General features: G+C 54.1%; 20 protein-coding genes and 4 pseudogenes. 12 read left to right on the forward strand and 12 right to left on the reverse strand.

The window, feature by feature from the left end; all coding sequences use genetic code 11:
* Positions 1-3 precede the first annotated feature (3 nt).
* From Q363_RS18820 to Q363_RS18835, 4 genes are read left to right on the forward strand one after another with little or no spacing between them, the layout of a single operon-like run.
* Positions 4-1,293, forward strand: a complete 1,290-nt coding sequence (locus Q363_RS18820) for a hypothetical protein (RefSeq protein WP_035353340.1) — start codon at positions 4-6, stop codon at positions 1,291-1,293.
* A 34-nt stretch (positions 1,294-1,327) separates the two neighbouring features.
* Positions 1,328-2,590, forward strand: a complete 1,263-nt coding sequence (locus Q363_RS18825) for a BamA/TamA family outer membrane protein (protein ID WP_035353343.1) — start codon at positions 1,328-1,330, stop codon at positions 2,588-2,590.
* Complete coding sequence (locus Q363_RS18830) at positions 2,542-4,155, forward strand: hypothetical protein (RefSeq protein WP_035353346.1); 1,614 nt, start codon at positions 2,542-2,544, stop codon at positions 4,153-4,155. The genes Q363_RS18825 and Q363_RS18830 overlap by 49 nt, the downstream gene beginning before the upstream one ends.
* A 49-nt stretch (positions 4,156-4,204) precedes the next feature.
* On the forward strand, positions 4,205-5,233 hold the full coding sequence (locus Q363_RS18835; protein WP_051978983.1) for a metallophosphoesterase: 1,029 nt from the start codon (positions 4,205-4,207) through the stop codon (positions 5,231-5,233).
* A gap of 106 nt (positions 5,234-5,339) precedes the next feature.
* Here Q363_RS18835 and Q363_RS44315 read toward each other — a convergent pair whose 3' ends face one another.
* Both Q363_RS44315 and Q363_RS18845 read right to left on the reverse strand, forming a co-directional pair.
* Positions 5,340-5,702 carry an ABC transporter permease gene (locus Q363_RS44315; RefSeq protein WP_245632317.1) on the reverse strand — a complete coding sequence of 121 codons (363 nt, stop codon included), beginning with the start codon at positions 5,700-5,702 and terminating at the stop codon, positions 5,340-5,342.
* 326 nt (positions 5,703-6,028) lie between these two features.
* Entirely contained in the window at positions 6,029-7,738 is a 1,710-nt protein-coding gene (locus tag Q363_RS18845) for an FAD-dependent oxidoreductase (RefSeq protein WP_084080525.1), read from the reverse strand.
* 681 nt (positions 7,739-8,419) lie between these two features.
* Here Q363_RS18845 and Q363_RS42910 point away from each other — a divergent pair.
* The 4 genes from Q363_RS42910 (at position 8,420) to Q363_RS18860 (ending at position 12,013) form a co-directional block, all read left to right on the forward strand.
* Positions 8,420-8,578 (forward strand): hypothetical protein, encoded by a 159-nt coding sequence (locus Q363_RS42910; protein ID WP_211256246.1) that lies wholly within the window; start codon positions 8,420-8,422, stop codon positions 8,576-8,578.
* A gap of 197 nt (positions 8,579-8,775) precedes the next feature.
* The gene (locus tag Q363_RS18850; protein ID WP_035353349.1) at positions 8,776-9,399 is read left to right on the forward strand and encodes a response regulator transcription factor; all 624 of its coding nucleotides are present in this window, start codon (positions 8,776-8,778) and stop codon (positions 9,397-9,399) included.
* Positions 9,400-9,457: 58 nt separating this feature from the next.
* On the forward strand, positions 9,458-9,823 hold the full coding sequence (locus Q363_RS18855; protein WP_035353381.1) for a response regulator transcription factor: 366 nt from the start codon (positions 9,458-9,460) through the stop codon (positions 9,821-9,823).
* A gap of 702 nt (positions 9,824-10,525) precedes the next feature.
* The gene (locus Q363_RS18860; protein ID WP_157467134.1) at positions 10,526-12,013 is read left to right on the forward strand and encodes a PAS domain-containing sensor histidine kinase; all 1,488 of its coding nucleotides are present in this window, start codon (positions 10,526-10,528) and stop codon (positions 12,011-12,013) included.
* Here Q363_RS18860 and Q363_RS18865 read toward each other — a convergent pair.
* The 7 genes and pseudogenes from Q363_RS18865 to Q363_RS42120 all read right to left on the reverse strand — a co-directional run bounded on the left by Q363_RS18865 (position 11,991) and on the right by Q363_RS42120 (position 19,904).
* Entirely contained in the window at positions 11,991-14,342 is a 2,352-nt protein-coding gene (locus Q363_RS18865; protein ID WP_051978985.1) for a PAS domain-containing protein, read from the reverse strand. The two genes, Q363_RS18860 and Q363_RS18865, sit on opposite strands and share 23 nt — an antisense overlap.
* An 85-nt stretch (positions 14,343-14,427) precedes the next feature.
* Positions 14,428-15,759 (reverse strand): extracellular solute-binding protein, encoded by a 1,332-nt coding sequence (locus Q363_RS18870; RefSeq protein WP_051978986.1) that lies wholly within the window; start codon positions 15,757-15,759, stop codon positions 14,428-14,430.
* Between the two features lie 261 nt (positions 15,760-16,020).
* Positions 16,021-17,328 carry an extracellular solute-binding protein gene (locus tag Q363_RS18875; protein ID WP_051978987.1) on the reverse strand — a complete coding sequence of 436 codons (1,308 nt, stop codon included), beginning with the start codon at positions 17,326-17,328 and terminating at the stop codon, positions 16,021-16,023.
* Positions 17,329-17,504: 176 nt separating this feature from the next.
* On the reverse strand, positions 17,505-17,672 hold the full coding sequence (locus Q363_RS46455; protein ID WP_084080528.1) for a PAS domain-containing protein: 168 nt from the start codon (positions 17,670-17,672) through the stop codon (positions 17,505-17,507).
* Positions 17,673-18,075: 403 nt separating this feature from the next.
* Positions 18,076-18,706 (reverse strand): annotated as a pseudogene (locus Q363_RS44320) (IS5 family transposase); the annotation flags it as partial.
* 349 nt (positions 18,707-19,055) lie between these two features.
* The gene (locus Q363_RS44330) at positions 19,056-19,265 is read right to left on the reverse strand and encodes a thiamine pyrophosphate-binding protein (RefSeq protein ID WP_084080529.1); all 210 of its coding nucleotides are present in this window, start codon (positions 19,263-19,265) and stop codon (positions 19,056-19,058) included.
* A gap of 100 nt (positions 19,266-19,365) precedes the next feature.
* Positions 19,366-19,904 (reverse strand): annotated as a pseudogene (locus Q363_RS42120) (acetolactate decarboxylase).
* Positions 19,905-20,496: 592 nt separating this feature from the next.
* On the opposite strand from Q363_RS42120, the gene Q363_RS18890 reads away from it, so the two are divergent.
* From Q363_RS18890 to Q363_RS18900, 3 genes are read left to right on the forward strand one after another with little or no spacing between them, the layout of a single operon-like run.
* On the forward strand, positions 20,497-20,811 hold the full coding sequence (locus Q363_RS18890) for a hypothetical protein (RefSeq protein ID WP_035353352.1): 315 nt from the start codon (positions 20,497-20,499) through the stop codon (positions 20,809-20,811).
* Positions 20,805-21,644, forward strand: a complete 840-nt coding sequence (locus tag Q363_RS18895) for a hypothetical protein (protein WP_035353355.1) — start codon at positions 20,805-20,807, stop codon at positions 21,642-21,644. Before Q363_RS18890 ends, Q363_RS18895 begins: the two co-directional genes overlap by 7 nt.
* Positions 21,641-22,162 (forward strand): hypothetical protein, encoded by a 522-nt coding sequence (locus Q363_RS18900; protein ID WP_035353358.1) that lies wholly within the window; start codon positions 21,641-21,643, stop codon positions 22,160-22,162. Before Q363_RS18895 ends, Q363_RS18900 begins: the two co-directional genes overlap by 4 nt.
* 699 nt (positions 22,163-22,861) lie before the next feature.
* Here the strand turns inward: Q363_RS18900 and Q363_RS46460 are convergent.
* On the reverse strand, positions 22,862-23,455 hold the full coding sequence (locus Q363_RS46460; RefSeq protein WP_035353361.1) for a sensor histidine kinase: 594 nt from the start codon (positions 23,453-23,455) through the stop codon (positions 22,862-22,864).
* Between the two features lie 359 nt (positions 23,456-23,814).
* On the opposite strand from Q363_RS46460, the gene Q363_RS46465 reads away from it, so the two are divergent.
* Positions 23,815-24,045: a helix-turn-helix domain-containing protein gene (locus Q363_RS46465; RefSeq protein WP_425387710.1), complete on the forward strand. Its 231-nt coding sequence runs from the start codon at positions 23,815-23,817 to the stop codon at positions 24,043-24,045.
* Here Q363_RS46465 and Q363_RS38525 read toward each other — a convergent pair.
* Positions 23,982-24,227: pseudogene (locus tag Q363_RS38525) on the reverse strand (integrase core domain-containing protein); the annotation flags it as partial. The gene Q363_RS46465 and the pseudogene Q363_RS38525 overlap by 64 nt on opposite strands.
* A gap of 250 nt (positions 24,228-24,477) precedes the next feature.
* Positions 24,478-24,728: pseudogene (locus Q363_RS42915) on the reverse strand (nucleotidyl transferase AbiEii/AbiGii toxin family protein); the annotation flags it as partial.

A 24,728-nucleotide genomic window follows, 5' to 3' on the forward strand; every position in this document is an offset into this window, starting at 1 on the left:
CGCATGATGAAGAGTTACAAAACACGACTCAACGACAGCTCATTCCCAATTTTGGTCCTGTCCTACTCGCTCCTGATGATGCATTACGTCTTTAGCCGAGCGTTCCGGGATTCGCTACTTGGATCGCGTCTCTCGATAACCGAGTTGCCCAGCCTGACCGTCCTCGGGACATTGTTGGCCATCACCATGAGCCTCGTATGCTCGCTGTTTTTACGCTCCGACGCTCGTATCCATGTGGTGCGTATTTTCTATGTTTTGAATGCAATCGCAGAGGCCATCATTGCACTCAACGTTCAGAATCATCCCTGGATGTTGAGGGCTTACTACATCGAAGTCTCTGCATCTACCGCAATCGGACTGTCGTTGATCTGGGTATTGATTGGGGATTGGACCAGTCATTGCAACCATGGGGACACAGGCAAGGTCCCCTCAGTTCTGATTTCAGGCACTGCGGCGGGCATGTTCGCAGGTTTCGGACTTGTTCATCTGCCGTCTGCGAGCGATTTCCGGACATCGTTATTGATGCTAGCCATCATGGATGTTTCTGTTTCAGTCCTCCTCCTCTTCCATAGGGATGGAAGCTGTATGTTTGCAAGCAAACACAAGGCAGACGGGCGGAACGAAGCTCGAAAGCATTGGTCGAGTGCCGTAGTCCGCATGCTCGTCATCGTCACAATTATGGGAGCATCGGCTTCGACACTTCTTGATCTCGTCTTCCGGGTTCGCGTCGCCGAGCACTACAGCTCTCAAGCGGCACGCATCCATTTCATGGGTTCAATGCAAGGGTTTCTTTGCCTGGGCGCATTGCTTTCGCAGTTGGTCGTTCGCCGTATCGCAGCCGGAAAGTGGGCAAGGCAGTGTCTGACACTCTATCCCGGAATTCTCACCGTAGCGGCGCTCGGAAGCTTATTAACGCCGGTGTTCTCTGTCTTCGAGTTTCTGCGGATTGGGGAATATTCACTTCGAAACTCAGCGTCGCGGTGCGGAACAGAGATGGTTTATGCGGCATTGCCCGACAGGTTACGGGTTGAGGTTCGCCCGCTAATCGATGTTGTCGGAGAACGCGTGGGTGACATGTCCGCTGCTGGATTGTTGCACCTTCTCCTTGCCGCGAATGCGGGCTTGAACCTCAGGTCCACATTGCTTGTGGTGGCTGGTTTGGGAGCCTCCCTCTGGTTCTGTAGCAGTTGGCTCCTTGGTCGAGTGGACCACATGAAAGCCCTTGAGGAAGTTGAAAGGGAAAAACAATTGCCGCTTCAGAAGCTGGCTCGAGAGGGTGCTGTACTCGCTTGAGACTCAGTCAGAGCGAAGTCGGAGGTAAAGGATTATGACAAGCAAGATATTAAGAACGATCGCAGTGTCGTCAGCCTTAACGCTTAGTTGCGTCAGCGGCTTTGCTCAGGAATTACAGGAAACCGCAGGCCCAACGCGGAGTGCCGCTATCGTCGATGCCGAGAAGGTCAAGGCCAAATCTCTCGCCCCTGTGGCCCCCTCTCACGGGGAACAAGAGTTCGATCACCTTGAAGAGCGGATCATGAATCCGATCATCAATCCGAACGGGCTTACTGCGAAGTTGGGCGGCTTGCCGACGGGGAGTGGCATATCGCTAGGACCTCGCTACGTTCGCCGGGATCTACTACAGGAGCATCTGACCAGCTCCAGTTACGTCGTTGGTTCGACAAAGAAGTGGTACCGAGGGGCGTCGTCGCTGGATTTCGTTGGCCTGATGGATAACCATCTGGAGTTTGTGGCCGATGGAGGCTATGAGAACGACGCGTCGATGCGGTACTACGGCGAAGGTTCCAATTCGCTCAAAGCCAACCGGAGCGACTTCAGACGGGAGTTCACGACTGCTCACTTCCGTGGAGAGTTTCATCTTCTTGATCAGAAGTTGTCGGCTGGCTATGCGGTGGGTGGTCTGCTTGTAAATGTCGGCCCGGGCGATCTGGATGGCTGGCCTTCCACAGACAAGCTCTTCAACGAAGCAAATACACCCGGCCTTCAGACGCAGTCCAATTTCATCACCGGTACTGCGTCGATCACCGCCGACCTCACGACTCCGAGCTTCAGCAATCCCAAAGGACTAGTTCTCGAAGCGAACGATACACAGTTTTGGGATCAGAGTGGTAACCATTCTGACTTTCATCGTCTCCAGACCCAAGCGACCTATTACGTACCCTTCGTGAACGGGATGAGGACATTGGCGTTTCGCGCACGGAACGAAACGACATTCCATAGCGCCGACCAACAGGTGCCTTTTTACCTGCAGCCGACACTTGGTGGCCCTAATGATCTCCGTGGGTATGAGCGCTATCGCTATTACGGCAATGGATCCTCAGTGCTGAGTGGCGAGTACCGCTGGTCGGTTGCAGGCAGCTTGGAGCTGGCAATCTTTGGAGATGGTGGAAATGTCTACAGCCGTCCCGGCCTGATCGGCTTGCGCGAACTGCGAGGAGACGGGGGCTTCGGTGTCAGGTTCAAGAGCAAACAGCAAGAGATTGTGAGAGTTGATTTAGGCGTGTCGCCGGAAGGAGTCAATGTATGGTTCGTTTTCAACAACGCGTTCGGAAAGCTTTATCGTTCGTTCTAGTCAGCACAGCTTGCCAAGCAGCCACACTGATCGCCCAGCAGTTTCTACCGGACGATCCGATCAAAAAAATCCCTGAGACGGAGTCGGCCCAAAAGGTAGCCGTCCAGGACATTAATGCTATCTATGATTTCGTCTATCATTCCGCTAAGTACAAGACACCACCTGCGTCGCCAAGCCTGGGTGTGAATACACTCGGCGAGGTCCCTGATTCGAGCTGGTACACAAACAGACCAAAGCTGAATGTCCAAGAACTGAAGGCCGGAGCCCGTGTTCATGGTGCTCCCCAGCCTCCCTTTACCGTGGTCGCGGCGAAGACGGAGGGAGTTACTCCAGGGTTTCGTATCAAAGATGGACGCGGTTTAACCTACTTCATCAAGGTTGATCCACAAACAAACCCTGAGATGGCAACAGCCGCAGACGTAATGGGATCGCTCTTCCTTTATGCGGCGGGCTATAACGTTTCCGAAAACTACATTCTGGTTGCACACCGCAAGGACATTCGCCTTTCCGAGAAGGCAACTATTACTGCGTTCTCCGGCAAAAAACACCCAATGAACCGTGGGCAGCTCGAGAAGATTCTGGATGCCGTGCCCACAGAGCCTGGCGGAAGGATTCGTCTGATGGCGAGCCTATCAGTCGACGGACGTATTGTCGGTCCATTCCGTTACCAGTCCGTTCGCAGCGATGACCCGAATGATCTGATCCAGCATCAGCAGCGCCGGGATTTGCGCGGTCTTGAGGTTCTATTCGCATGGATCAATCACACGGATGCGAAGGCAGAGAACAGCCTTGACTCGGTTGTTGGCAAGGGATCCGATGCGCGCTTCGTGCATCACCTTCTTGACTTCGGCGACTCGTTCGGGAGCGACAGCGATATTGCTAAGGATCCTCGACACGGGCAGGAAGACTGGCTGCCTACGAGTGGGGAGCAAGGCAAGCGAGCAATCACCTTCGGGCTGATACCAGCGAAGTGGGAAACGGTTCGATATCCCCACCATCTGCCCGCGGCTGGAAACTTTACAGCCAATGGTTTCGATCCGCTATCTTGGAAGCCGAACTATCCCAATCCAGCGTTTCTCGCAATGACCCCTGTCGACGGATACTGGGGAGCGAAACGAGTGATGTCCTTTAACGACGACGACATCCGAGCCATTGTTGAAGAAGGTCAGTTCTCTAACCCCGCGGTGACTGAATATCTCACAAAGATCCTGATTGCGCGACGAAATCAGATCGGTAGGGCCTGGTTCTCCAGAGTGGCTCCTCTTGAAGATTTTGGAATCTCGGATGGAGAACTCCGCTACACCGATCTGGGCAAGAAGTATGATCTTCTTCCTGCCTCATCATACGGCATCTCTTGGTTCGCCTTTGACAACCAGAGCGGTCGAAAAACACCTGCAGAAGGATCGACCCTCCGAGTTCCCGCTGAGCTTGGTTCCGTTCAAGAGGGAGCTTTTATCGGTTGCACTCTGGCGGACACGAAAGAGAAGCGTAAGGGAGTGACCGTGATTTTCAAGAGGTCCGCCGATGGCTGGCAGGCTATCGGAATCGAGCGAACCTCTTTTTGAGGTGTGATTCGAAGGTGGATCACTTGTAGGTGTCGGCTGTGGAGGGTCAATGGACGAGTGGGAGCAGATGGATAGCAAGGTTGGATGGAGCAGACGTCGATTTCTGCTGCAGACCGCAAAGTTTTCGGCGCTTGCATTCCTCGGCTCCCCTCTTTCCAATGCGGAGCCGGCCGTCTTCAGGTCATTGCCAGACCCTCAGGCCCATCACGTTCTTATGCTCGGAGACTGGGGCACCGTACGTGAACCTGACCAACAGACTGCAGTCGCTTCCGCAATGAAACGCTGGTGTGCTGATTACCACATTCGTCCAGAGGCGCTGCTGATGTTGGGGGACAACTTTTATGGCGAAATGTCCGACGGAGTGAATTCTCGTCGGTGGATCAAGCAATTCGAGCAAATGTACCCATCCTCTTCGTTTCCCGGACCGGTCTATCCGGTGCTGGGTAATCACGATTATGAGAGATTCCGCGGCAATAAGGTTGAAGCACAGCTTGCCTATACCGGTCGCAGCTCTCGATGGACGATGCCCCATCGCTGGTACACCGTTCAGCTTCCGAAGCGAAACCCTCTCCTGACCCTGATCTGTCTTGATTCCAACCTCCCGGGTAGTAAAGGGCTCGATCCCTGGCCGTGGAGTTTTGTTATGTCGAAGCAGGAACACGAGGAACAGAATAGATGGCTTGAAGAACAGCTCGCACGCCCTCGCTCAACGCCTTTCCTCGCCGTAGCTGCCCACCACCCGCTGTATAGCAATGGGAGTCATCGTGACAATCGTGCCTTAATAGATGAATGGGACCCTCTTCTGCGGCGTCATCAAGTCGACCTTTATCTCTCGGGGCATGATCATGATTTGCAACACCTCGAATTCAGCGGGCACCCTACATCGTTTGTCGTGTCAGGTGGAGGTGGCGCAGAATTGGTAGGCTGGAGCACGCTTCCGGCAGCCCGAGGACCGTGGGGCCTTCGTGCGCTTGGTTTTACGGATCTTGAGCTCTCCCAAGAGAAGCTTACTGTTCGTCATATCGGGAAGAACGCAGAAGTCCTGTATGAGTTCAAGAAGAGGTTAAGTTCGGCGTAGGAGCCCTAAGTTCAGGGATAGTCCTACTTCTTCTCTGCCACAAAGACGCAGATTCCAGACTAATGATCATGTCCTAGACCTGGAGGAGGTGTTCCGCCGAGCGGCATTACTCCAAGATGGTTTGTTGCGAAAGGGAATCGGGTCGCCAAGTAGGCGCGCACGAGTTGTGCGCGATTGTATGAGCGTGCCAATTGGACCCGATGATGAAGCCGAAAACTGCAGTTTTCAGCGTAGGCGCTATGAAGTTCGACCACTGAAGATTGTCGAATGCCCGGTTGATATAGAGTTCCGGCGAGATGTGCGACGATAGCACCTCTGAAAGGAAGCCTCCCAGCAGTCCCGCGAAATCCATGAACAACGTCAGCAGGGGTAAGGCGATCACGCAAGCAAGAACTCGCGGGACCACAAGGAACTTGGAGGAATCGATCGACAATGATTCGATCGCATCGATCTGTCCGGACGCTCTCATGTTGGCAAGCACAGCGCCAATGCCGGATCCAACTCTTCCGGCTAGACTAGGAGCAAGCCAGCGACGAGCGGTCCAATTTCAACGAAAAATGACACCGCCTGGACGGCGGGATCATTGCCGCCGCTCCAAAGGTCACAAGAGTATTCCGCGTGTGGAGCGCCATCACGGCTCCAAGCGCAAACCCGGAAACGAGATAAGCGCAAGCAACTTGTTGCCGACTTCAAGCGTGTTGGCGACACAGCTGAGCGGACTCAAGCAGCGGCCGGACTGAGTCGATGTGAACTCGAAGGCTGAAGTGGCCGACTTTGCCGACGAACTCTAACGATTCATTGAGTCGGCGCACGGTGCCTCTCGAGTTCTGTCGGCTTCTCAACGCGGCGATTGATCGGCTCTGCGATGCTCTGCTTCGCGCATTCCGTGAGATATCTGTGGACGAGATGAACAGCCATCGCACCCTCACCAACCGCCGAGGCGACCCGTTTGACGCTACCCGCACGTGCATCACCTACCGCAAAGATTCCCGGGACACTGGTTTCCAGGAAGTGTGGCGCACGTTGTAATGGCCATTGCCAGTCTCCCCGGTCCGTGAGGTCCGGCCCAGTGACAATGAAGCCTTTCTTGTCCAGCACAAAGGAGTCTTCCAACCAATCCGTGCGGGGAGCTGCACCTGCCATAACAAAGATGTGTCGAATCGGCCTGGTCACATTTACTTCAAGTGAATCATCACGCCACTCCACGACCTCCAGATGGGAAGAGCCGATGAGGCCGACCACTTGAGTGAGATAATGGATCTCAATCCTTGGATGGGCTTCGATCCTTCCGATGAGGTATTGAGACATCGACTCTGATAGCTTTCTCGATCGGATCAGCAGGTGAACCTTTGCGGATGTTTGCGCGAGAAAGACCGCCGCTTGGCCAGCGGAATTTCCGCCGCCAACCACGACGACTTCTTCTGAATCACAAAGTTGTGCTTCCATGTGGGTCGCGTTGTAGTAGATGCCACGTCCCGCAAACGCCTCTGCATCCTCTACCGGCAACCGTGCGTACTGAGCTCCGGTCGCTATGACGATAGTGCAGGCATTGAACTTCAACCCTGATTCCAAGATGACTTTGTAGGGCCGACGGCTGGAATCGATGTGCACGACAGACTGCGCAACCATCAACTGTGCTCCGAACTTTTGCGCCTGCGCTATCGATCGGTTAGCGAGTTCCTGCCCTGAGAGACCAGTCGGAAAGCCAAGATAGTTTTCGATCTTGGAGCTCGATCCAGCTTGCCCGCCTGGAGCGGATTTTTCGATGACGAGTGTTTTCAGTCCTTCGGATGCAGCGTAAACGGCTGAGGCCAAGCCGGCTGGGCCGGCACCGATCACCAAGACGTCTCGGACACTCTTGTCAGAATTGGTATCGATGTTGAGATCGAGACAAGAGGCTAACTCCACGATCGAGGGATTTCTCAGGACGTAGCGATTGTTGCAATAAACGACAGGAATCTCACTTTTGCGCACCTCAAGCTTATCCATGAGTTCCGTGGCGAATGAATCCGTGTTGATGTCTACGTAGGTGAATGGATGGGCATTGCGGGTTAGAAACTCTCTGAGCGCAAGCGTCGGGGCGGAGCTCTTGGTGCCAAAGAGCACCACGTTGCCTTCGCCGAGTTGGATCATTAGCGACCGGCGAGCGACGAATGCCTCCATGAAGATGTCCCCTAGCTCGGTGTCCTTGGCCATAAGAGAGAGGACCTTATCCCGGCTTAGTTGAAGGACTGTACCTTCACCCGTGACACGTGCTTTAAAAAGAGAGCGCTTCCCTGAAATGATCGACATCTCGCCCGTGAACTGTCCCTTTTCACGAATAGCAAGGATTTTGTCGTCCTCTCCTGTCCGGCTGGTCGAAACAGTGCCCGCGAGAACAATAAAGAGAGGTACATCGGGCTGTGAGGGTTCGTAGAGCACCTCGCCGTGTTGCACCGGACGTAGCTGGGCGAATGATCGAATGCGGTCGATTTGTTCAGGGGTCAATGTGGGATTATCCTGCATCGTGGAAACTCCTCATTTAAGACTCCCGAGCTACTGCAACGACGGCTCTTGGCCTGGAAATCTTGCAAAGTGTGGTTACTGGAAACACATGACGTCCAGCGGCAATCTCAATGCTGCTCCTGTAATTCCTGTGCCCACCGTCAGTAGCTTACGAAACGCATGAACTATAAGCCATTACATCTTTATGTTGTTTGGGATCGCATGGGGTAGGCGAACAGCGCACGGTATACCAGAAACATGTAATGAACCTCCAGCCATATCCCGTAATATCTTCGAACCCTTCTTCACCAGCAAGAAGGGTGGTTTGGGTATCGGTTTGCGATCAGTCGCACAATCGCAGAAGCGCATAGAGGTACGCTCACCGTCAGCAACCGAAGCGTCGGCGGGGCTTGTTTTCGCCTCACTTTACCCATACGCCTTGGTCGTGACGGCGTTTTAGAAAATATCTAATTGCCCTCGCGGAACGACTACATCCTGACTACAGGAAGATGTAATGGTCTTCGAAGCGGCGCCTCGTTAGCATCAGGGCATGATCTTTAGGGTGGCGTTAACCTCCTTCGCTTTCGCCGTACTCTCGTGAGATCTGAACCGTGGTAACGATGGGCGCTTAACCAACGGCGCGTCGGAAATCTCTCACTTCTGCCGACAGAGGAATCCTCGCTTTGGATCGAACTTGCGTTCATGGTGGTCATCTCCATCCGCTTCGCCCGGGGAGCATCGAAATTACGCTTTTACATGGACTTGAAGACACCTGAAAAGGACTGGAACGACGGCGAGGAATGGCAATCTAAAAACCGAATGATCGTTTCCGGGAGCTTTCGGGATGGTGCGGTTCCTTAATTGAGGATGGAGGCGGCTGGCTATTACATATTTATGTAGGGCGTGAGTATTGCTCCAAAAGACCACTGTGGGCGCTGACCCAATATAATGACGACATCGGTGTGCTTTCAGTGCATGCGGGTGCTGTCGGTTGCTGCCGTTATGAAGAAAAGGCGGCCGGCCAGGTCATGTGATGCCTATATCCCCAGGAGGTTTATATGGGACCGATGAACGAGATGGTGTACATTGTCGATGACGATCCGAGTGTCGGAGAAGCTCTTTCCAATCTCTTGCGCGCAAACGGCAAGGAAATGCGGATATTCACCTCAGGACAAGAGTTTCTTGAGTTCGAGCGTCAGGACGCCTGTGCATGTTTGGTTCTCGACCTGAGGATGCCGGGTATGAATGGTTTAGAAGTCCAAAAACTTGTTGCTTCCGAAACTACCCCCGTGATCTTCATCACAGGGCGCGGGGACATACCCTCTACGGTAACTGCAATGAAAGGGGGGGCGATCGATTTTCTTGCAAAACCGGTCGACGAGGTTGCATTGCTTGCTTGCGTCGAACGAGCTCTGAATCTGGATAGGGTCTACCGCAAGGAGGCGTTTGAACGCTCACAGCTGCTTGCTAGATATCAATCATTAACGCCTAGGGAACAACAGGTGCTACCTCTCTTGGTAAAGGGCTTGCTGAACAAGCAAGCTGCTGGAGAGTTGGGGATCACCGAATACACAGTGCAAATACACCGCGGACATATCATGCGAAAGATGGAAGCTGATTCCTTCGCGACTCTAGTCAAGCTTGCCGGAAAGCTAAATCTTGAGACCACTGGCCCGCCATAGCATGGCTGGTGGGCATCATACTCTTGTAGTTCCTTGGTTTAAAGGCGCGGAGGTTGAGATGGGCGTGCAAGCTCGCACGATCGCGGTTATTGACGATGATCTCCGTGTTCTCGAGTCGCTTGTCAACCTCCTCGCGTCATGCGGGTATAGGGCTGAAGGCTACTGCTCAGCTGAACAATTTCTCGACGCGGACGCTCTCTCCAGAATGTCCTGCATTATTACCGATGTTGAAATGCGAAAGATGAGCGGGCTAGGTCTGCTACATCATGTGAAGAGTACTCATAGCTCAGTCCATGTGGTCATCATTACAGGGAAACCTTCCGAAAACTCAGAGGCTTTCTATCTTGAAAGAGGCGCAGTTGGCTTCTTTCAGAAGCCGGTAGACGGAGATGCGCTTGTAGATCTTCTCAAATCAGTTTGCTGACCGACTGCCGCAGTCGATCGATGCGCCCGAACAGATTAGGTTCTCCCCAAGTAGCGTGGGCGTACACCTTTCGCAACTCTATCGACATTGGAGAGCGAAGTCGAGCGGGTCTACATGTGGCTTCAAGAACGATGTCCGATGCGAACAGCCTGATTTGGTTGACCAGCGCGTACATTGCGACGATTTCATCGAGGTTATCCAGGTTTTGCGAAAGCGCTTTTGGCGTAGCACGAGGTTCGTTGGCGGATAAACTCGGAGTATAGCTCTTCGCGTTGTGCGATCTCGCGATTGGTCAGCTCCCGTTGCGTGGCGGAGAACAACCCGGATTTCGGCGCAAGACTTGCATTGAAGCTACCGCTGCCGAAATCGGCGCGAACATCCCCTGCTCGCACGTAGTTGTTCGGCCTTGATCGAAATCTGCCACGGGAACTCCAAGAAATCTCATAAGCAGGGCTGCGTCAGCCTGCTTGAATGAGCTAGCGCAATCAGTTCGTGATCTCAGTTGCGGAGCTCGTTGCTGCGGGTGCTAGTGGGAATATGTAGTTCCTTCGCTAGCGAGTTGATTGCTAATATCACGCTGTTCTGTTCTGTGTCTGGAGAAATGAACTTCGGGCCGATTCTGCATTGTGTTTCCGGACGGCACGCACCGTGAAGAGTCAGGTTGTGTTCGGCTCGGACGTGAATCAACAAAGGAGTTTAATCGTGCCATATCGCACTATGTATCCAGCGACCGGAGAAGTACTCAAGACCTTTAGTGAACACACCGACGAAGAGATGCTGAATGCCTTGGACAACGCGGACAAGGCATTTCATCTTTGGTCAGCCAGACCATTCAGCGATCGTTCCAGAATCATCGGGCGTGCTGCGCAGCTTCTTCTCGACAAGAAGGAAGAGCTCGCGCGGCTCGCTACTTTGGAAAAGGGTAAGCGGGTGATGCTACTCAAGCATGCTCCTGGGGTTCCTCAGTGTGCACTTGCCTTTGAACAGGTTCTTCTAGAAACCATTCCGACGATTGCGTGGACCGCCCTACCGAATGGCTGGGTGGACTTTTCCAATCACCATTGGGAGGAATATTCGGGTCTCTCCCTCAAGAAAGGAGCTGGCTCAGGCTGGGAAGCAGCCGTTCACCCCCACGACGTGAAGCGACACGCAGAGAAGTGGCAGGCCTCGGTGGCGAGCGGCGAGCCCTTCGAAAGTGAGGCGCGCTACCGCCGGGCGGATGGGGAATATCGGTGGTTCCTGGTCCGCGCCGTACCGCTGCGGGATGGGGGAGGCAAGATCCTCAAGTGGTACGGGACCAAGACCGACATTGAAGATCGCAAACGAGCCGAACAGCTACAGGCGGACCTTGCTCACCTTAGCCGCGTGACGACGATGGGCGAACTGACCGTCTCACTGGCGCACGAAATTAAACAGCCGATCGCTGCGGCGGTCGCGAATGCGCACGCCTGCCTGCAATCGCTTAGGCGCGAACAGCCGGATTTGGAACTGGCGTGCGAGGCAGCAGACGGTATGGTCAAGGCGGGAATGCGCGCCAGTGACATCATCGATCGCTTACGGTCCTTGTACAGCAAGTCTCCTCCACAACGTGAGTTGGTCGACGTGAACGAGATTGTCCGCGAAATGGTTGTGTTGCTGCGGGGCGAGGCCAACCGGTATGCGGTTTCGATGTGCACGGATCTCGCGGCCAACCTTCCGAACCCCAAGGCAGACCCTGTGCAACTGCAGCAGGTGCTCATGAACCTCATGCTCAATGGCATCGAGGCGATGAGGGAGACCCGCGGAGTACTTACGGTCAAGTCACAACTGGACCACGACGGCCGACTGCTGATCTCCGTCAGCGACACTGGCCCAGGGTTGCCCGTCGAAAAAGCAGATCAGATCTTCGATGCCTTCTTTACGACCAAAGCGCAAGGCTCCGGAATGGGGCTGGCGATCAGCCGGTCCATCATCGAATCGCATGGCGGCCGTCTGTGGGTCACAGCGAACGACGGACGGGGCGCTGCGTTTCATTTCACTTTACCCACGGCAGCCGAGGTAGTGAAAGAGCACGCTCCGGGACGTGATTCGGTGCCGATCAGAACGTCTCGCGGTGACACTATTCGGGGGCACGATACCGAATGTAGAATCGTACGCTCAGGGTGGGAAGTTGAGCATTCAGCAGCAATCAGTCCGCAACTGGATCTTTAATGACCGAAGAAAGTGGTAGGGCGACGCTGAATGTCGCGCCGCCGTTCCGGTTATTCTCGGCCCAAAGCCGCCCGCCATGCGCTTCGACGATCGAGCGTGATACAGCCAAACCCATCCCCATACCTTTTTCTTTCGTCGTCATAAAAGTGTCGAAAATCCTTTCCGTATCATCCACTCCGGGACCGTTGTCAATCACTTGTATGAGCATCTCGTTCTGATCTGTTATGGCTGGACGAATCCTAACCAGCGGAAGGGTTCTAGTATCCTCCATCGCTTCGATGGCATTCGAGATCAAATTGATGAATACCTGTTGGATTTGTATCGGGTCTACAGAGACTTTGGGGAGGTCATCATCTAAACCTCGATCAATTGGCACGTTGCGTTTGTTTGGATCCTCATGCACTAAACGAACAGCCTCCCCAATTATGTCTGGGATGTTTGCCTCCCTCTTTTCAAAGGACTCGCGTTTGAAAAGTGCTCGAATGTGCTGCATCGTCTCATCAGCCGAGCGAATATCTCTCAATATTCGCTCAATCGAGGCGTTTGTTTCAGTTAAATTGGGCGGATTGGCTGCCAACCAACGCCTGGCGGCTTGAGCATTTCCAAGCACAGCCATAAGCGGCTGATTGAGTTCATGAGCGATCGATGCTGAGAGCTCAGCTACGGTTGCGATTTTCGACGCTCTGTTGAGCTTGATGCGCGTATCCCGAAGATAGTCCTCTGCCCGTTTCCGCGCATCGATGTCAACCGAGAGGCCATACCACTGAATGATCTTGCCCTGAGGATCTCGCAAAGGTTCACCCATATTGTGATGCCATCGGTACTCTCCATCTGCGCGTCGCAAGCGGTGTATTGCGCTGTATGATTCTCCAGTGTCGATTGCCCGGAAGAATGCCTTCGCGGTCTCCTCGCGATCATCGGCATGAATGAAGCTCTCCCACCCGCGATTAACGATTTCTTCGAAGGGAGCCCCCAAATATTCAAGGAATCTTTTAGAGAGATGAGTTGGTTCTCCGGCCGGTGAGGTTGACCAGAGCTTTGAAGGAATGGTTTCGATAATGCCAAGCAACTGATGCTCTCGCGTTTGAAGAGCGTTTTCAGTCTCCTTCAATGCGTCGATGTCGAAGAGGATCCCGTACCACTTGACGACATTTCCTCCTTCATCACGCAGAGGTAAACTGCGATTCAGGAACCAGTGATAGGTTCCATCTGCGCTCCGGCAGCGTAGCTCCTGTTCGACAGGTTTTCCGGTTGCTAATGCCGCCTGCCAATTGCCCAATACTCGATCCACGTGTTCGGGATGAATCGTACCCCCCCAGCCCCAGCCAAGGCCCTGTTCTCTGCTAAGGCCGGAGTAATTCAGCCAACTCTCGCTCAGAAAATCAACTGTTCCGTCAGGTAGAGAGGTCCCAACATACGCGGGCATTATCTCAAGGATGGTCCGAAGCTCTTGTTCACTCCGCCGGAGGTTTTCATAGAGCTGCTGAAGCTTAATAGTTGTTTGGTTGAACACTCGTGAGAGATGAGCGAGTTCGTCACGGCCTTGCACAGATAGCTGCTGACCAAATTCGCCCTTTGCGAGAGCGGAGGCTGCGTCAACCAAGGATCTCAGGGGGCGAGTGATGCTCTGAGTGATACCCAATCCCAGAAGAGCCGCGATGACTATTGTTAGGCCACCCACGGCAGTCAGGATGAACAGCGTTCGAATCTGCGCGCGCTCAATTTGGCGAGCGGCTTCTGAACGTTTGTCCTGTAGGTCTCGACTGACCGTATCCACTAGTTCAGCACTCAGGCTATCCAGAGCTTCGAGCGGTTGTTCTAACCGCCGACGCAGGCCCTCCCAGTCTCCTATTGAGGCGAGAGAAGTAAGCGAATCGACTTGCGAAGGTAGTGAACCCTGAATCACCTCCAGTGTTGGTAAGACGGTGGGATCGAGAATGTTGTTCAGGTGGACTCCTCGGAACAGTGTTTTGGTCTGTCTCAAGCTATCGTTCAGCTGGTTGCGCAAGGTAGGCGCCTCCTGCTGCAACCGTGCCAGATCTCGAGCTTTGACTAATTGTTCTGATTTTTCGTGGAACGACAGAACAAGTACGCGGACGCGCTGGACTTCCATGAACTGCTCATCCATTTCCTTCAGACGGTTTGCTTGAGTGCGCATCACGCGCGACTGCCAAAACAGGATGCCTATACCCACCGACATCAACGCGATGATCAGGACAAAACCGAACGTCAGGCGGCTATTGATGTCAACACTCGAAATGAGTGCGATCATCCGCGCCGCTTTGCCCGACGGCGATGCGCCATCTTTTGGCTTCTTTACGTCGTCCATAGCTGAAGCCTTAATGGGATGTTCGTTCCTGCAATCCATCTCAACCAATAATAAGAGAGCCGCACCCCACAGCCACTATGTGGTGCTATTTACGTGGGATATACTCGGTTGCTTCCGGGAGGCCTTTGGGGAAACCGGTGATGCGCTCGAGTTCCGTCTCCAACTCGGCGGCAGCTTCGGGAGCGCTCTTCTTTCTCGTCAGCACGGAATGCACTGCCTGGGCATATGCACGCGAAACGTCGTCATAGTTCCTACCTACCACCATAGAAGGACGACTCACAATGCTTTCTCCTACAGGTTGGCCAGCTGGTATTGATCGCGAGTATGCCTTCAGAACGGTTGGCAGACGGTAGAGTGCAGTTCCAGTGGGCAACTCAGCACCTGTGCTAGCAGCCTCGAGCTCCGACTTCTTGTGCAACAGGAATTTCACCAGCGCGATGGCTTCTCGTTGGTGCTTCGACCTTTTCGATATTCCTAGGCCAAACCCGCCGAGGGTTCCCACGGCTAGACTTCCCGACGGGACGCTTGTCACACCCATTTCCCCATCAATCATTGACTTTGCAGGGTTGGTGAGAAAATAGTCAGACGTCCAGCCACGCCCGAATGCTGCCTTGCCTGAGTTTCCGAAATGATTGATGGAGTCCCATTCCTCGTACGCAGTAACACTTGGAGGCGATATCCAACCGATCCAGCGCGCAGCACGTTGCCATGCACGTATAGCATTCTCATTGTTCACACTAATCGTTCGGTTAGCTTCGATAATCCTTCCACCACCTTCCGACGCTTGCCATTCCAAAGCCAAACAAGTCAGACCCTCGTCTGCTGCCCCTGGCCACACAAACCCCCAAAAACCCTTCTCACCAGCGGCTCGCTCTCCTTCTTGAATCCGGAAAGCCATCTTCTCTAGCTCAGACCATGTTTGAGGTGGGACGTGGTACCCGTACTTTGTCAACAAGTCATTACGGTACAAAAGCACACCAACATGAGGGCGATAAGGAATAGCAATAACTCTGCTCTGCACCGTAACGCTTTCAACTACGTCAGGGCCGGCAGCGGAGAGTTCTGCACTAAAGAAAGGCTTCAAATCAAGGAGTCCATCATCCAGCAGTCCAGACCAAACGATGTCTATGCCGAATACATCTGGCGTATCCTTTTCCGCAAGCAGTTCCTGGATGAGCTTCAGCTGCCCGTCTGATGTTTCAGGAGCGGGCAGGTGTTTCACCTTAATCCCAGTTTCTTTCTCGAATTGCCGTAGAACTCCTTCAGATAAGAAACTTCGTTGCGACCGGTCGTGCGACCACTCCGGGTCCATGAACATGATGGTCACGGGTTCCGGCTTGGCACGATGGCAGCCAGAAGCGCAGTCAAGAAGGATCGAACCGAGCCCTGCAATCACGTTTCGACGCGTTTTAAGCATAGCCTCCCCAAGCCTTCTTTTTATCAGACATCGCAAGACAGTTCGCAAGGGCCTTTGTTTATATAATGATCTGACGTCAATGCTACTGCATCGCGTCTTTCCCAATCTGAATTGAGGAGCCCTGCCTAAAACCCAATGCTGGTCCGTTGGAGGGGCTCGTACTCGAGCAAGGCACAGATCCGCGACTTTTCTGGGTAGGTGGAAGTACCTCACTCTCGTGATTTCGTCGAGTCGGCCGCGCGTGATCGAATCGTGAGCTAGCTACAGACCGAGCCTATCAGGTTCAGTAGCGCGTCGCCCTCCACTGGCTTTCTGAAAAAGCCCACAGCACCATTTTCCAGAGCATTTGCTCGTTTCAATTGGTTCCGGGGGGCCTTTGGGGAAACCGGTGATGCGTTCGAGTTCCGTCTCCAGATCAGCAGCAGCTTCGGGAGCACTATTCTTTCCAGTCAGGACGGAATGCACTGCCTCGGCATAAGCATGTGAGACGTCCTCATAATTCCTACCTACCACCGTAGAAGGACGACTCGCGATGCCGTCACCTAAACGCTGGGCGGCCGGTGTCGATCGCGAGAATGTCTTGAGAACGGTTGGCAGGCGGTAGACTGCAATTCCCGAGGGCGGCTCAGCGCTTGCGCTGGCAGCCTCTAGCTCTGCCTCCTTGTGCAAGAGGAATTTCACTAGTGCGATAGCTTCTGGCTGGTGCTTTGACCTTTCCGATATTCCAAGACCAAACCCGCCTAACGTTCCTACGCCCATCTTCCCTGACGGAACGCTGGTCACACCCATTTTTCCGTAAATATTTGATTTCGAAGGGTTGGTGAGAAAAGAGTCAGACGTCCAGCCACGCCGAAATGCTGCCTTGCCTGAGTCTTCGAAATGATTGACGGTGTCCAATTCTTGATATGCGGTGACCATTGGAGGCGATATCCAACCGATCCAGTGCGCGGCACGTTGCCATGCGCGTATCGCATTCTCATTGTTCACGCTGACCGTTCGGTTAGCCTCGATAATCCTTCCGCCGCCTTCCGACGCTTGCCATTCCAAAGCCAAACAAGTCAGACCCTCGTCTGCTGACCCTGGCCAGACAAATCCCCAAAAATTCTTATCGCCAGCGGCGCGCTCTCCTTTTTGAATGCGGAAAGCCATTTTCTCTAGTTCGGACCAGGTTTGAGGTGGGACGTGATAACCATACTTTGTCAACAAGTCGGTACGGTAATAAAGCACACCAACATGAGGGTGATAAGGAATAGCAACAACTCTGCCTTTTACCGTATAGCTTGAAACTAGATCAGGCTCGGCGGCGGAGAGCTCCGAACCGAAAAAAGGCTTCAAATCAAGGAGTGCATTATCCAGAAGTCCAGGCCAAACGACGTCTATGCCCAACACCTCAGGTGTGTCCTTCTCTCCAAGCAGCTCCCGGATGAGCTTCAATTGTCCCGCAGAGGTTTCGGGTGCGGGCAGGTGTTTCACCCTGATCCCCGTGTCACTCTCGAACTGCCGCAGAGTTTCTTCGGATAAGTGACGTCGTTGCAGCCGCTCGTCCACCGCCTCCGGATCCATAAACATAATGGTCACGGGTTCCGAATTGGTGCGATGACAGCCCGAACAGCAGTCAAGAAGAATCGAACTAAGCCCTGCAATCACATGTCGACGAGTCGTAAGCATGTACGCCCACAAGACATCATAAAGGGTAGCAAGTGGACGACGGGTCCATAATCGCTTTTAAAATAAATTGACTTAGCTTAAGATTGGCACCAGGCGATAAAGGGTTCGGAATGGGTATGGAACCAGCGATAATTGCCGTTTCTGTCGGCGATACGCCACAACATATCGAGAGGTTCAATGCTGTCGGTTGAGGTTTGCTGTACGGCGAAGATTCTCTCTCGGTCGTCGGGATGTACCGCGCTAATCTATCCATTACCGCGAACATCCGCCAATGGCCGTCGACCGACATGACAGGCGGGGTTTAAGGAGCACACAGCTAGCGTCGGGACATTCAGCGAATTCTAGGAACTTGTTGAAATAGGCTGCGCAGCAGCGGATTTCCTGGGGATTTTCATTATTGCCCGGTTGAAATCTGTTTTGAATCGGTTGTTTGGCCGGTGTTCATCGGTTTGCGGGTAACGGAGATGTTATCCCGATGCCCGTAACCATGGTTCAGGCACACTGCTCCCCGAGCCTGCGCGGTGGTTGAGCGATGAGCTTGGGAAGTCGGATCAGGTTGTGCGCGGCGCAACTGAATACGAACAACCAGTCCACCTTCGCCAGCCGCGCAGCTTGACCTGCTGGAGCGGGCCGGTTTGCCTCAGACATCGCCGCGGCGATCAACCCGTTGCGGTTCTCCACCAGAGCATGGCCCAGGTAGCTCAGCTTCGACTCCTTCCCATAGCTCTTCTTGTACAACCGCGCGTCCGGATCGGTGGTCGATTCATGCGTCTGGTTGGAGCGATTCATCGGAGCCACCCTTGAAGCGGAAGCTCTTCTGCGAAGCCCAGGCCTGGATCAGAGTGCCGTCCACGGTGAAGTGTTCGTCGGACATGAACCGCTTCGCCTGCCGGTTGACCTCGGCGAAGAATCGCTGCGCCACGTCGCTGGTCAACAGACGGTCGCGATTCTTGGAGAACACCGCATGATTCCACACCGCATCGTCCATGCCCAGGCCAACAAACCAGCGGAACAACAGGTTGTAATCGATCTGCTCCACCAGAAGACGCTCAGACCGCACCGAGTAGAACATCCGCAGCAACAAAGCCCGCAGAATGTACTCCGGCGCAATCGATGGACGACCCGAGACTGCGTACAGCGCGTCGAACTCGGCCCTCAGGCTGCGCAACACAACATCCGTCAACTTGCGTACCGCACGCAAAGAATGACCCTGCGGTACACGCTGTTCCTTCAGGAAGCCCCTGACCGCATTCGCAGTCTCCATCTGACTGGCGAGCATACCGAGCGGCACAACATGGTTCTTCGTTCTGTTGATAGCAACTGCAGCCAAATCGATAAAGAGATCATCAGCTCCAAGCTGGTCTGGCATTACCGGCGTAAGCACCTCTCCGCTCGCCGTGGCCGCCATGATATCCATCGGCAGGCTAACAAAAGAAGCCCCAGGCCGCCCAGATTCTGCAGCGCGAAACGCATCCGCAACCACCTCCGAGATGGCGTCGCTTGAGCTCACCTCGGCGCTGTACTTTGTGATCGGCTTCATAATCGAGACCGTATCCATAGCCTGGTGAACGCGCCTCAGACGATTGGCTACCGTTGTCGCGCCGCCCAGCGCAACGATCGGATCACCTTCAGAGGTTGCGGTCGCCAGGCCCGTCACAAGGTTCGAGCATCCAGGCGCCAGAAGTGCCGATGCAAACACCTGCCTTGCCGGTCATCCGTCCGATTCCGGCGGCGATAAAAGCCGCATTTTGCTCGTGACGGCATGCGACGGTCTTGATCTTCGAATCCACCAGCGTGTCGAATACCTTATCGATCTTCGCTCCGGGGATGCCGAAGATGTAGTCGACACCCTGTGCTTCAAGGGTTCTTTACGAGGAGTGGATCCCGGCGCAGATCCGCGTCGAAAAACGAACTGGTCTCGGGCAGCACCAGATTGAATCAAGTGCCACGCTGGAGCTGCAGTGTCAGCTCCGCTCCACGGCATTCGAGCAGGTGCCCGCCGCCCTCGTGGTCTTCGCTCAGGAAGTGCAGGTGATATCCCGGAATACTCAGGGTCTTGGCATATTGCGGCGACCAGAAGCCAACGAATGTGCCATAAACGTTGCGGTATTCGAACTCGGGCTGGATCGCTGCCGCGTCAATCAACTTTGTGCCCGGTTTCATGCGGCACAGCGTGCGAGTGCGGACGTAATCGAAATATCCGTTGACTCTTAGAGAATAGAACATGTTCTCGGTTGGCCTCAGGCGATCGAAGGCTTCAGTCAGACTGACGAAGTGCGGGCAGCGCTTCAGAACGACTTCAGCGTCCGGGCGAAATTGAGCGACGGTCGCATATGGCGTCAAAACGTCATCGGCCACTTCACGAACGGACCCATCGCTCCGTACCTGAAAGACGCGCCGTCCACAACGACCATCTCCCCGTCCAGGTGTTCGAGGGTGCCGATCCCGAGGTCGCCATATTTGCGGAGCGTACCCACATCCAAGCCGCCTCGCCAACTCCCTCAACCAGCGCACTCGATGTGGACACCTGATAGAGCCTGTCCCGGCTGTTATCGAAGTACTCCGACAGTGCGTTGAGAACGATGCCGGCAGCGCTATCGCCTTGTTCGCTGCCTTGCACCTCCAGAGCTCTCCAAAGCTCAGGGGGAACATTGATATTGCCGATCAGAAGCCTCACTTCAATGGGATGAAAACGGCTTCCATACAGGCGGGCATTCGTGTACGGGAACAGGGGGATTCCTGCTTAATTGCCGAATTCAACGAACGGATGTTCCCACTTGTCGGCTCTAGGCTTTTCCCCACTTGTCTGCTCTGTCATGTTGAAGTGTCGACACTTGTCATCTGTAGTGTCGAATAACGACCCTGGAGCGGGAGGCAAATGCCAGAACATGCGTCGATTGCTAAATGCTTGACACTACCTCTGCCCAATTGTGGAACTGGGTAACCGGGCCGTCAGGGTTAGATCTACTTAAGTATCTCTGCGGAAAGGAATTTCCTCTCTCCTGGTTTGGAATCTCCAATTGGTCTCTTACGTGCCTTTCAGTGATAACAAAGAGAGGTGTCCACGCGATGGCGACAGCAATTGAGGTGACGGCTGAATGTGGCAACCGAGAGCCCGTGCGCGAACTCGAACGTGTGGCGGTCGACAGCGCGCTAACCAGCAAGGACGTGGAGGCGCATGCACGAGCTGTTATTCCGAGCCTTCCGGCTCAAGGTACGACTTTTCCGCCGATCGCGGTCCCAACCACGGTACGCATTCGCCTGGACATGGAGAGCCTCACCAAACAGGCTAGAAATGAGGACGAGGAGCTTGCGATCATTGTAATCAATCGCTTCTGCATGATCGCGCTCCTTGGCGCCACTGACAGGAGATGCGCATGCTGAAAGCAATGAGTGTGATTTTGATCTGCGGAGCCGCCTTTTCGGCGCTTTCGCAAGCTACATCCCAATTTATGGTTGGAACAATTACCGGAGTCCAACTCCATCAGGGCAATGCGGATTCGAATAATTCCGTCGTCAGCTATGACGTCTCCTTGAAAGTTGGCAATACGACCTATGTTGTGTTATACACGCCGCCGTACGGCTTACAGACGGTGCAGGACGCAACGGGACGCCAGTACCTTGTCCGCGTCGGAGAAAAGACGATTACATTTAATGACATACAAGGATCCAGTTCAGAATTACCTATCGAGAGCCAGACGGCAGCCGAAACGCAGAGTAGCCGACCCAGTGAGGCGCAGAGTAATCGTCCCTCGGCCGCCGCACCAGCACAGCAAACACCGATAAAAGGCGCAGAAATAATCGGTCTTGAAGGAGTCAAAGACAAGACCGAAGGAACCCTGACCATCGAAGATGGAAAGCTGTACTTTGCTCATTCGGGGACGAAGGCACAGATTGCGGCTGCGGCGATGGAAGATGTGGTCACCGCCGATGACAGTCAGAGAGTAATTCGAGGAACTCTGGGCACACTCAGTATGTTTGGGCCGTATGGATCAGGGCGGGTTGTGAGCCTGCTCCGCTCCAAGATCGATAGCCTTACGATTAAGTACCGTGATGACAATGGCGGCCTGCACGGAGTGGTTTTCACGATGCCGGTGGGCACTGCAGAATCATTCAAGCAGGAACTGATTGCACAGGGGGCGCATACGACCATCCCTGCACCCGCCAAAGCAAGCGTCGATTCATCGCACCAGATCGCCGTGGAGGGAAAGCAATGACAAACTTCTTCAGGATCCTGACCTGCTCATGCCTGTTCGCTGCGATGTCGCTCACCGGTCCTCGCCTGCATGCTCAAGGCAAGGATAGAGACAAGATAAAGGCGTCGGCACTCAAGGTAGAAATGATCCAATCCGACGAGATAAAGCTGCCAGCGGAATTTCAAGTGGCACTCTATGAGAACCTGATTCAGCAGCTGGGAAAAAAGGACAGCTTCCTTCATGTTTACCGTGATGGCGACCGCAATGCCGCCAATGTCCCAGACCTCGTCGTCTTTCACGGCACAGTAAGCGGATTCAAGCAGGGAAGTGAGAAGAAGCGGCAAGTCACAACTGTCGCAGGCGCCACCTCAATTACGATTCATTGTCAGTTCATCGACAATCAAGGCAAGGTGCTACTGGAGCGGGATGTAAACGGCAAGGTCCGGTTCTACGGCGACAATCTCAAGGCAACTTACGATTTTGCTAAGAAGGCCGCAGCGATAGTGAGCGAGAGCTTCTCTGCAGCTGGCCGGTCCTAGTGGATGCCAATCTTCCGAGTGTCACTTGCGCTCAGACAGGGAGCAACCAGAGCACAGTGGAACTGAATTCCGCAACACCAGATCAGCTGAGCAAGAACTCAGCCAGCATTGCGGAGCTTCTCCAGCGTACGGCTGCAGACCGATTCCGTTTGTTATTGCCGAGTATACGTTTTACGAACGGCATCTGGCGTTAGATAGAACAATTGATCCGAAAGGCCGGGCTCGCAGCCTGCTTTCTGGACTCGATGGCGACCATGCCAGCGGTGTACCAACAACGAGTGTGACAGCGATCACAGCCTTATTCCCTTGTAGGCACCACAATCAACCTTGGAGGTTGCCACTCATGCAAATTGCCACCACTCAAAAGTCTTGCGCCGTGACAAGTAAACCCTGCACCGGACCATGCTCCGGCTACGGAACACGTACGGACTGTCCTCCACTGATTGTTCTCGCGGTGCTATCTGCGCAATCAAGCATAGTAAGCACAGTATCTTGCCGATGAGCGCTACAGCCAGCCTTTGTTCTGCATTCAGGTAATTTCGTGGCTGATGAAATGCGCTGCCGTGTCAGGCGTGGGGACACATGGGCCAACTCCTCGCATTAGCTTCCAAATAGCCCATGACATCGTGCCAGAGCCCCACTCGGTAACACCGGGAAGCGGTCCGGTGGACACCGAATCATCATTGGCAGCGTGCACTTTCACTTCTTCGGCTGCGGTGGGCAAAGCGAAATGAAAGGTAAGCGCCCCGTCCGTCGTTCGCCGTGGCCCACACACGGCCGCCATGCGACTCGATAATGGAACGGCTGATCGCTAGTCCCATGCTGGAGCCCTACGGTTTGGTCGTAAAGAAGGCATTGAATATCTGATCCATCCTTTCGGCAGGCAACCCTACCCCTGTGTCGCTGACTGAGATCAGCAGTCGGCCGTCCCGACCCAGTTGCGACTTGACCCGTAAGCGCTCCGCCGGTCTCCTTCATCGCCTCAATGCCGTTGAGCATGAGGTTCATGAGCACCTGCTGCAGTTGCAAACGGTCTGCCGTGATCCTGGGAAGATTGGCGGCGAGATCCGTACGCACCGAAACTGCATATCGGTTGGCCTCGCCCTGCAGCATCGCGACCATTTCCTGGACAATCTCGTTCAGGTCGACCAACTCACGTTTTGGAGGAGACTTCTTGTGCAACGACCGTAAATGATCGATGATGTCACAGGCACGCATTCCGGCCGCGACGATACCGTCTGCAGCCTCGCACGCCAGTTCCAAATCCGGCTTTTCGCGCTTAAGCGATTGCATGCAGGCGTGCGCATTCGCGACGGTCGCAGCGATTGGCTGTTTAATTTCGTCGCCAGGGAGACGGTCAGTTCGCCCATCGTAGTCACACGGCTAAGGTGAGCAAGGTCCGCCTGGAGCTGTTCGGCACGTTTGCGATCTTCAATGTTGGGGCGAAGACGATGTCAAAGTTTCCCCTTTGCTTTGACGGCTTCATAAAGACATCGAGGTCGGTCAATTTGGCAACGTCATAGCCAGCGTTTTGAACCGCAACGGCCAGCTCAAAGGACGCGGCAACCGCTGGACACGCGAGAGAGTAACCGCATTGCGCAGCCATTCGTATCCCCTGCTATAAGCCCGATGAACAGCCTCCCTGGATCAACCTGACCGATGCCGCCGCATATCTCGATATCAGCCCTCGTACGCTGCGACTGGCCATCGATCGCGGCGAAATCCCCGCCGATCATCCCTTCGCAGACGGTCCCTGGGTAATCAGCCGAGACATCTTGGAGAGCGAGACCGCTCAGACTCTCGCACGCCGTGCGCAAGTTCAACCGCGTAAACCCGCAGTACTGCTTTCCGAAAAGCACCTGAGCCTGTTTTCAAACACATAGCGAGGTGGGCAGTATGAAACCACGTTGTAGTGGATGCGCCAGCGTTCGGCCAGCAAACGCAGCTCCTTGATCGAGTAGAAGAGTTCTCCGTTGAGGAACTCATCCCGCAACTTGCTGTTGAACGATTCGCAGTAGCCGTTTTCCCACGGAGAACCGGGTTCGATGTACAGTGTTTTTGCGCCAGCATTAGATTATAAATCTATGAAAATAGATTATTTAGTTATGGTGGAGGCGGCGGGAGTCGAACCAAGGGTAAGTATTGATTCTACGTATCTTATTGATTCTTTGATTGGCAGAAAATCACAAAATGCCATGATTTCCGGGTCTGTTGTACAAACGTTGTACAAAAATCGCAAGAACCTCAAGGACTGCCAACACTGCGATTCGGGGATGCTTATGAGGCACACGCTGCATCACGATTTTAGCGCCACATTAGGTTCGCTCGCGATTGTTGATCTCTTCTTCAAGGTCGCTGCATCTTGCCATCAACTCGGAGAACGGTAGCGGATCATTGAGAAAAAGTCCTTCCTCAACCATTGCCTCATAGTTCTTTTGCAATGCGACGCGCGCTTGATCTGCAGGTGTGAGTCGAAGCTCGCCATTGATTGCCAGATGGTAGTCGATGCGCTGTCCAGATGAGTTCTTTTCGGAGAAGAACCAGCTCTTGTGCGTGGCTACGGCCT

Source organism: Edaphobacter aggregans DSM 19364 (assembly GCF_000745965.1).
GTDB classification, from domain to species: domain Bacteria; phylum Acidobacteriota; class Terriglobia; order Terriglobales; family Acidobacteriaceae; genus Edaphobacter; species Edaphobacter aggregans.

Bases quoted from the DNA above. Each gene is read 5' to 3' on its own strand.
- Q363_RS18820 (WP_035353340.1), top strand. From the start codon at position 4: ATGATGAAGAGTTACAAAACACGACTCAACGACAGCTCATTCCCAATT.
- Q363_RS18825 (WP_035353343.1), top strand. From the start codon at position 1,328: ATGACAAGCAAGATATTAAGAACGATCGCAGTGTCGTCAGCCTTAACG.
- Q363_RS18830 (WP_035353346.1), top strand. From the start codon at position 2,542: ATGGTTCGTTTTCAACAACGCGTTCGGAAAGCTTTATCGTTCGTTCTA.
- Q363_RS18835 (WP_051978983.1), top strand. From the start codon at position 4,205: ATGGACGAGTGGGAGCAGATGGATAGCAAGGTTGGATGGAGCAGACGT.
- Q363_RS44315 (WP_245632317.1), bottom strand. From the start codon at position 5,702: ATGAGAGCGTCCGGACAGATCGATGCGATCGAATCATTGTCGATCGAT.
- Q363_RS18845 (WP_084080525.1), bottom strand. From the start codon at position 7,738: ATGCAGGATAATCCCACATTGACCCCTGAACAAATCGACCGCATTCGA.
- Q363_RS42910 (WP_211256246.1), top strand. From the start codon at position 8,420: ATGGTGGTCATCTCCATCCGCTTCGCCCGGGGAGCATCGAAATTACGC.
- Q363_RS18850 (WP_035353349.1), top strand. From the start codon at position 8,776: ATGGGACCGATGAACGAGATGGTGTACATTGTCGATGACGATCCGAGT.
- Q363_RS18855 (WP_035353381.1), top strand. From the start codon at position 9,458: ATGGGCGTGCAAGCTCGCACGATCGCGGTTATTGACGATGATCTCCGT.
- Q363_RS18865 (WP_051978985.1), bottom strand. From the start codon at position 14,342: ATGGACGACGTAAAGAAGCCAAAAGATGGCGCATCGCCGTCGGGCAAA.
- Q363_RS18870 (WP_051978986.1), bottom strand. From the start codon at position 15,759: ATGCTTAAAACGCGTCGAAACGTGATTGCAGGGCTCGGTTCGATCCTT.
- Q363_RS18875 (WP_051978987.1), bottom strand. From the start codon at position 17,328: ATGTTTATGGATCCGGAGGCGGTGGACGAGCGGCTGCAACGACGTCAC.
- Q363_RS18890 (WP_035353352.1), top strand. From the start codon at position 20,497: ATGGCGACAGCAATTGAGGTGACGGCTGAATGTGGCAACCGAGAGCCC.
- Q363_RS18895 (WP_035353355.1), top strand. From the start codon at position 20,805: ATGCTGAAAGCAATGAGTGTGATTTTGATCTGCGGAGCCGCCTTTTCG.
- Q363_RS18900 (WP_035353358.1), top strand. From the start codon at position 21,641: ATGACAAACTTCTTCAGGATCCTGACCTGCTCATGCCTGTTCGCTGCG.
- Q363_RS46460 (WP_035353361.1), bottom strand. From the start codon at position 23,455: ATGCAATCGCTTAAGCGCGAAAAGCCGGATTTGGAACTGGCGTGCGAG.